Source organism: Pseudomonas typographi, assembly GCF_014694385.1.
Classification (GTDB): domain Bacteria; phylum Pseudomonadota; class Gammaproteobacteria; order Pseudomonadales; family Pseudomonadaceae; genus Aquipseudomonas; species Aquipseudomonas typographi.
This window is the reverse complement of the sequence record NZ_JAAOCA010000071.1, coordinates 1-7650: the sequence shown is the minus strand read 5'-3', so window position 1 is coordinate 7650 and position 7650 is coordinate 1. Positions and strand designations below refer to the sequence as shown.

6 protein-coding genes are annotated in these 7650 nt (G+C 64.7%); 4 read left to right on the top strand and 2 right to left on the bottom strand.

Going from position 1 to position 7650, the window contains the following annotated elements:
• A partial coding sequence (locus HAQ05_RS27320) for an NAD-dependent epimerase/dehydratase family protein (protein ID WP_190427369.1) occupies positions 1-137 on the bottom strand: 137 nt, incomplete at its 3' end.
• Positions 138-356: 219 nt separating this feature from the next.
• On the opposite strand from HAQ05_RS27320, the gene HAQ05_RS27315 reads away from it, so the two are divergent.
• The 4 genes from HAQ05_RS27315 to HAQ05_RS27300 all read left to right on the top strand — a co-directional run bounded on the left by HAQ05_RS27315 (position 357) and on the right by HAQ05_RS27300 (position 6507).
• A complete protein-coding gene (locus tag HAQ05_RS27315) occupies positions 357-3263 on the top strand; it encodes an aminotransferase (protein ID WP_190427355.1) in 2907 nt (968 codons plus the stop codon).
• A gap of 241 nt (positions 3264-3504) precedes the next feature.
• Positions 3505-4614, top strand: coding sequence for an agmatine deiminase (gene aguA, locus HAQ05_RS27310; RefSeq protein WP_190427352.1), 1110 nt, complete (start codon positions 3505-3507; stop codon positions 4612-4614).
• 180 nt (positions 4615-4794) lie between these two features.
• Complete coding sequence (locus HAQ05_RS27305) at positions 4795-4989, top strand: hypothetical protein (RefSeq protein ID WP_190427350.1); 195 nt, start codon at positions 4795-4797, stop codon at positions 4987-4989.
• 246 nt (positions 4990-5235) lie between these two features.
• Complete coding sequence (locus tag HAQ05_RS27300; RefSeq protein WP_190427348.1) at positions 5236-6507, top strand: OprD family porin; 1272 nt, start codon at positions 5236-5238, stop codon at positions 6505-6507.
• Positions 6508-6672: 165 nt separating this feature from the next.
• On the opposite strand, the gene HAQ05_RS27295 is transcribed toward HAQ05_RS27300, so the two are convergent.
• On the bottom strand, positions 6673-7650 hold a 978-nt coding region (locus HAQ05_RS27295; RefSeq protein ID WP_238936606.1), incomplete at its 5' end, for an MFS transporter.

Below are 7650 nucleotides of genomic sequence, written 5' to 3'. Positions count from 1 at the left end.
ATCGGCTGCAGCGATTCGAGGTTGCCCGCGTAGGTGAGCTTGTCGAGGTTGAGTACTTCATGTTCGGTATTGGCGATCAAATGCCGTATCAGTGCCGAACCGATGAAACCAGCGCCGCCAGTGACGAGAATTCTCATGAGGTGCCTATATAGTCCTTGAAGTCGACGGTTGCCAATAGTAGGCAAATACCCTTGGGGCGATAGCTTGTGGGCAACCACCGCAAGACGCAAGTTTGCTTGCATTGAAAGCGAAACGGTGCTGGCAATTTGACGTTGAGCACCTCCAGGGTTTAGGCCTTGCGCTGAGCCCCATCGGCATGGCGTTATTGGCGCCTAAAATTCGCCGAGGTTGCACCGATGCCATTGCAAACCCTAGCGCACCGCGCGGGCCTGGCCGCCCCCAACATTGATGCACCTTATGTGCTAGCGCTGTTGCGTGAGCACTATGGGCTTACCGGTGCGCTGCATGAGCTGGGTAGCCAGCAAGACCAGAACTGGCGCTTGGACGCCCCCGAGGGGCGTTTCGTGGTGAAGTGTTGCCGGGGCGAGTATGCCGCAGCCGAATTGCAAGCGCAGCACGCCGCCCTGGCCCACTTGGCGAACCTAGGGTTGCCGGTGGCCAACGTGCTTCAAAGCGTGACAGGGGAAGGCTTGCTGAAGGCTGAACAGCGCGGCGAGCGCTTTTGGTTGCGCGTGCTGCGGTATTTGGAAGGCGAACCGCTGGCCGGGCGCCCGCACGTTGGCCCGGCGTTGGTCGCCCGCCTGGGCGCATTGGCCGGGCAGGTGAGCCAGGCGCTCGCCACCTTCGACCACCCAGGGCTGGACCGTGAACTGCAATGGGACCCGCGCCACCTCCCGGCGGTGGCCGAACACTTGTTGCCGGCGTTGGCGGGCCAGCCGCGCCAGGCACAGGTGGCCGCTTGCGTAGAGCAGGCGTGGGCCGCACTGGCACCGCTGGCCGGCCAGCTACCACAGCAGGCCGTGCACCTGGACCTGACCGACGACAACACCGTGTGGCAGCGCGACGCCCAGCGCCACTGGCAGGCCAGCGGCATCATCGATTTTGGCGACCTGGTGCGCACATGGCGGGTGGCCGAGCTGGCCGTGAGCTGTTCGGCCCTGTTGCAGCATGGCCAGGGCGATGCATTCGTGATGCTGCCGGCGGTGCGTGCCTTCCACGCCGCGGCGCCGTTGAGCCCGGCCGAGGCGCGTGCGTTGTGGCCGATGGTGGCCGGCCGCGCCGCGGTGCTGGTGCTCAGCTCTGCCCGGCAGTTGCAACTGGACCCTGGCAACCGCTACATCCAGGAAAACGTGGCCCATGAGTGGGCGATCTTCGAGGCGGTGCAGGCCGTTCCCATGGCCCTGATGGAAGCTGCTGTTCTCCAGGCGTGCGGTTTGCCGACCGAGCCGCTGGCGCTAGGCCCGTGCTTGCCGCTGTTTCCCGATATTGCCCCGGCCACCGTGCGCTGCGTCGACCTCGGCGTGCTAAGCCGGCATTTCGAGGCGGGCAATTGGGAAGTGCCTGGCGCCGAAACATTGATCCTCGCCGAGCAGGCGGGCAATGGCGTGGCCTGCACCCGCTATGGTGAATACCGGCTGGCGCACACGCTTATCGACAGCCCCCAGCAACCGCCAACCCACGCCCTGCATGTGGAGCTGTTGCTGCCACCCGGCACGCAAGTGCAAGCGCCTTTTGCCGGCACCTGGGTGGCCGACCCCCAAGGCGGCCTGCAACTGGTGGCAGCCCACGCCTGCCTGCGTGTATGGGGCGTAGCCAGCGACCTACCCGCAGGGCACGTGGTGAGCGCCGGCCAGCGGCTGGGCAGCGCGGCGGGGCCGGTGCGGGTGCAATTGGCCAAGGCGGGCGTGGAATCACCGCCGTTGTTCACCACGGCGGCGCGTGCGCAAGCTTGGCAGGCCCTCTGCCCGTCGCCTGCCGCGCTGCTGGGTTGGGCCTGCGATGCGCCGGCCGACGACGGTGCGCAACAGTGGCTGGCGCGCCGGGAGGCCAGCTTTGCCCGTTCACAGAAGCATTACTACGAAACGCCACCCCGCATCGAGCGCGGCTGGCGCAACCATTTGATCGACATGCAGGGGCGCTCGTACCTCGACATGCTCAACAACGTGGCCGTGCTCGGCCACGGCCACCCGCGCATGGCCCAGGTGGCGGCGCGGCAATGGTCGCTGCTCAACACCAATTCGCGGTTCCATTATGCGGCCGTCGCGCAGTTCTCCGAGCGTTTGCTTGAGCGGGCGCCCGCGGGCATGGACCGTGTGTTCCTGGTCAACAGCGGCACCGAAGCCAACGACTTGGCTATCCGGTTGGCCCGGGCGTTCAGCGGCGGCACCGACATGCTCTGCGTGCTGGAGGCCTACCATGGCTGGTCGGTGGCCACCGATGCCATTTCCACGTCCATCGCCGACAACCCCCAGGCCCTGCAAACCCGCCCGGCGTGGGTACACCCAGTGATGGCGCCGAACACCTACCGTGGCGCCCACCGCGGGCCAGGCAGCGCGGCGGCCTACTTGGCCGACGTCGATGCCAAGCTGGCCCGGCTTGGCGAACAAGCGCGCCAGCTCGCAGGTTTTATCTGCGAGCCGGTGTACGGCAATGCCGGCGGCATCGCCCTGCCAACCGGCTACTTGCAAGGCGTGTACGCCAGGGTGCGCGAGCGCGGCGGCGTGTGCATCGCCGACGAGGTACAGGTGGGTTACGGGCGGTTGGGCGAGTACTTCTGGGGCTTCGAAGAGCAAGGCGTGGTGCCCGATATCATCACCATGGCCAAAGGCATGGGCAACGGCCACCCGTTGGGCGCAGTGATCACCCGCCGGGACATCGCCCAAGCGCTGGAGGCACAGGGGTATTTCTTCTCTTCGGCCGGCGGCAGCCCGGTCAGTTGCCAGGTCGGCATGGCGGTGCTCGACGTCATGGAGCACGAAAAGCTCTGGGAAAACGCCCGTGAAACCGGGGCCTACTTCAAGGCCCGTTTGCAGGCGTTGGTGGCGCGCTTTGCGCTGGCCGGTGCCGCCCATGGTTCGGGGTTCTACCTCGGCCTGGAGTTGGTGCGCGACCGCGCCACACTGGAGCCGGCCACTGAAGAAACCGCGCTGCTGTGCGAGCGCCTGCGCGAACTGGGCATTTTCATGCAACCCACGGGCGACCACTTGAATATCCTCAAGATCAAGCCGCCGATGAACACCACCCGGCAGAGCGTCGATTTTTTTGTGGACTGCGTGGCGAAGGTACTGGCAGAAGGCCTGTGATACGGCGTATAGGGCAATTCAAATCGAAACGTTGGGCAAAAAGGGGGGAGAAAAACCTGCCGTAGCTTTAAGGGCAGATAGTTATCGGTTATAAACGGCGGCTATGCTTGTACCCGCCGCTATCCATGAAGGTCGCCGGCCGTTTTGATCAATAGAACAGCCTGAGCCGCATCGTGACATCAGCTTCCACGGCTCGTCGTTCATCGCCGACCCGTTCGGGGCCAACCTGCAGGAAACAGCCATGACCACCTTGACTACCACCCCGCGCGCCGACGGCTTTCATATGCCCGCCGAGTGGGCGCCGCACAGCCAAACCTGGCTGATCTGGCCCGAGCGGCCAGACAACTGGCGGCTGGGCGGCAAACCTGTGCAGGCGGCCCATGTGGCGCTGGCCAAGGCCATCGCCCGTTTCGAACCGGTGACCGTGGCCGTGTCGGCCGCGCAGTATGCCAACGCACGGGCGCGGCTGGATGCGCCCAATATCCGCGTGGTCGAGATCAGCAACGATGACGCTTGGGTGCGCGACACCGGGCCCACTTTCGTGATCGACCACGCCGGCCAGGTGCGCGGGGTGGATTGGGGCTTCAACGCTTGGGGCGGCTTCGACGGTGGCCTGTACAGCCCCTGGCAGCGCGACGACGAAGTGGCTTCGAAAATCCTCGAAATCGAGCGCTGTGACCGCTACCGCACCGAGGGTTTTGTGCTCGAAGGCGGTTCGATACACGTGGATGGTGAAGGCACGCTAATCACCACCGAAGAATGCCTGCTTAACCGCAATCGTAACCCGCACCTGGGCCGCGAGCAGATCGAAGCGGTGCTGCGCGAACACTTGGCGGTGGCCACTATCGTGTGGCTGCCAGAGGGCCTGTACAACGACGAAACCAACGGCCATGTGGATAACTTCTGCTGTTACGTACGCCCGGGCGAAGTGTTATTGGCCTGGACCGACGACCCCAATGACCCTAACTACCCGCGCTGCCACGCGGCACTGAAGGTGCTGGAACGTAGCCGCGATGCCCAGGGCCGCCCCTTCGTAGTGCACAAAATGCCGATCCCTGGCCCGCTTTACGCTACCCGGGCCGAATGTGACGGCGTCGATTGGGTGGCCGGTAGCCAAGCGCGCACCCCCTCGGCCCGGTTAGCGGGCTCATACGTGAATTTCTTGATCGTCAATGGCGGGGTGATTGCACCAAGCTTTGACGACCCGCTAGACGGCGCAGCCAAGGCGTTGCTGCAGCGGGTTTTTCCTGATCACGAAGTGGTGATGGTGCCGGGCCGTGAGCTACTGCTGGGGGGCGGTAACATCCACTGCCTGACCCAACAGCAACCGGCGCCCTATCGCGCCGGCTAAGGGAACGGCCGGGGCCGGCCCCTGCGAACGGCCGGCCAGCCCCATAACACGGGGCCGGGCCGAAGGCCTGGCACAGGTTTTGTATCAGCATTCAGGGCAAGTCGTCGGCGAACCGCTTCGGCTGGGTTGCCCTATACATCGGTTAGCGCCATTGCTCGCTACACACCGTGGAGTGCCCACATGAACCCACCATATGCCTCGCCGCAGCCGACGAACCACTCGGTATCTCTGCAACTGCTGGCCCAGTGGCTCAACGCCAATGGCGCCGATAAGTTCGACCATACCGACCCGCGCACCCTGATGGCCGACCGCTACCCACACGGGCTTTTCAGCGATGCCGAGGTCGAAGCCTTGATCGGTGTGTTCAAACCCTGAACAGCCCCGCTGCCCTGGCAGTTGGCAATGTGTGCCAACTGCCGTTTCGTTGCGGCTGACCAATTTGGCAACATTTATCTAAATTGACACACTCCTAGCTGCTGGCTAGCATGCGCCCCAAGCGCGTGCGGGGGGAGTTTTACCGTCGCGACAGCCCAGCCTACGAAGGCCCGCTATGTACCCACTAGCGGGCCTTTATAGTTTGGGCCGGCCGCACGCGTGCAACTGCCAACAAGGAATAAAAGAATGTTCAAATACCGTTTTAGCCTGCTCGCGCTGGGTGCGCTGGCCGCTAGCCCCGCCATGGCCAGCGACCAATCCGAAGCCAAGGGCTTCGTCGAAGACAGCCACCTCGACCTGTTGCTTCGCAACGCCTATATCAGCCGTGACTACAAGCACGGCGCACAAGACAAAGCCGAATGGGGCCAGGCATTCATTGGCCACTTCAGCTCTGGCTTTACCCAGGGCACCGTGGGCGTAGGTGTCGATGCCTTCGGCCTTTACGCCCTGCGCCTGGATGGCGGCAAGGGCCGTGCCGGCGCCGGCGGCATCGACTTTTTCAAGGAAGGTGACAGCGGCAGCGCCGCCCACGACCTGGCCCGCGCTGGGGGCGCGGTGAAGTTTCGGCTGTCCAACACGGTACTCAAATACGGCGACATGATGCCGGTGCTGCCAGTGCTGAACCACGACGACTCGCGCCTGCTGCCGGAAAGCTATACCGGCACGCTGATCACCTCCAAGGAAATCCAAGGCCTGGAACTGAACGCCGGGCACTTCACCGGTGAAACGCGCAAGAGCGCCGAAGGCCGTGACAGTGGCGACGCCAAGCAAATCGACGTGCTCGGCGGCAGCTACAAGTTCACCGACAACTTCACCGCGTCGCTATATGCCTCCGATGTCGAAGACCGGCTGAAGAAGCAATACCTCGGCGCCACCTACGTGCTGCCGCTGCAGCCCGACCAATCGCTGACCTTGGACTTCAATGGCTACCGCACCCACCTCGACGGCAGCTACGCCGACCAGTTGGGCACCGGGCAGAGCAACAAGATCTGGAGCCTGGCAGCCACCTACGCGTTCGGCCCGCACTCGCTTACCCTGGCGCACCAGCGCAGCACCGGCGACACCGGCTACCAGTATGGCGGGTACCGTAATGCCGGCGGCGTGGGCGATGGCGGCAGCACCATCTTCCTGGCCAACTCTTACTGGTCCGACTTCAACGCCGAAGACGAACGCTCATGGCAACTGGCCTATGGCCTGGACTTCGCCACCTACGGCCTGCCCGGCCTAAGCTACCGCATCGCCTACGTGCGCGGTGACAACATCCGCACCGACGACGGCGACGGCACCGAGCGCGAAATCTTCAACCAACTGCAGTACGTAGTGCAGAGCGGCCCGGCCAAAGACCTCAAGCTGCGCCTGCGTGGTTCCTGGCTGCGTGTGTCTAACAACGCCAGCAACTACAACAGCGACGGTAACGAAGTTCGGGCCTTCGTGGAGTACCCGATCAACATCTTCTGATCGGCTTTCGGCCCTGCCCACGCGTTGCCTATGGCGGCGCGCGGGCGGGGTGCCTCGGGCGTTCGCCCCCCCATTTGGCGGGTGGTTTCGCTGCCGGGCAAGGCACCGCCAAGGGGTGCGATTCACGCCTGAGGCACCGCGTTAACCGCACGGTGTTGCGGGCGGTTAAGCGGCGCCTTGCACGGCGAAGTCGAGGATGATCACGCCAGCGACCAGCGCCAGCAGCGAAACCTCGGCAAACGCGCTGGGCACCCAGGACAGCGTCAACAGCGCCAGGGCGATGCCCGTTACCCGTTGCCCGAGGCCCTGGTCGGCCCACCTTCCGGCCCGGCTGGCGGCAAGCGCGCCGGCTATGCCCGCCAGGCCAAACAGCCCGACCTGGGTATGAGAAAGCGATAACGGCGGTGCGCTTAACGGTAACACCATGGATGTCCACAGCACACTGAACGCGGCAAAAGCCAGCAAGGCGAAAAGCCCCCTGAGCCGCAAGGCCGGTTCGCGGATAAACAGCCCGAACACCGAGCGCATCAAGGCCATATAAGAGCCTTGCAGGCGCGGCACGTCGGTGGCTGGCACCGCTTTGCCCAGCACGGCAGCCAGTGCCAGCATCAAGCCCGCCGAGACAAAATACACCGCGCGCCAGCCCGCCAGGTCGGCGATCAGGCCCGCGGTGAAACGCGCCAGCAGAATGCCCAGCACCACGGCGCTGGTCACTGTGCCTACCACACGCCCACGCTGCCCCGGCGCCGCCAGTGCCGCGGCATACGCCACCACCACCTGCACCACGACCGCCAGCAGCCCTACTAGAAACATCCCGCCCAGTAACGCCGGCCATTGTTGCGCCGCCCCGGCCACGGCAAGCGCCAGCGCCGACAACAGCAGTTGCGCCAGTATCAGCGCCTTGCGTTGCACCAGGTCGCCCAGCGGCACGATGAACAGCAAACCCAGCGCGTAACCGCCTTGGGTCGCCGCCACCAACAAGCCGACGGTGGCTGGCGCCACCTCAAGGCTTTGCGCTATGGAATTCAGTAAGGGCTGGGCGAAGTAAATGTTCGCCACAGCCAGCGCGCAGGTGATCGACAACAATAACGTGAGGGGCCCGCCCAGCTGGGTGGCCGCGGCACCCTCAAGCGGGTCGGGTGG

Excerpts from the sequence above, each read along its gene's own strand:
- HAQ05_RS27315 (WP_190427355.1), top strand. The coding sequence starts at position 357 with ATGCCATTGCAAACCCTAGCGCACCGCGCGGGCCTGGCCGCCCCCAAC.
- aguA (WP_190427352.1), top strand. The coding sequence starts at position 3,505 with ATGACCACCTTGACTACCACCCCGCGCGCCGACGGCTTTCATATGCCC.
- HAQ05_RS27305 (WP_190427350.1), top strand. The coding sequence starts at position 4,795 with ATGAACCCACCATATGCCTCGCCGCAGCCGACGAACCACTCGGTATCT.
- HAQ05_RS27300 (WP_190427348.1), top strand. The coding sequence starts at position 5,236 with ATGTTCAAATACCGTTTTAGCCTGCTCGCGCTGGGTGCGCTGGCCGCT.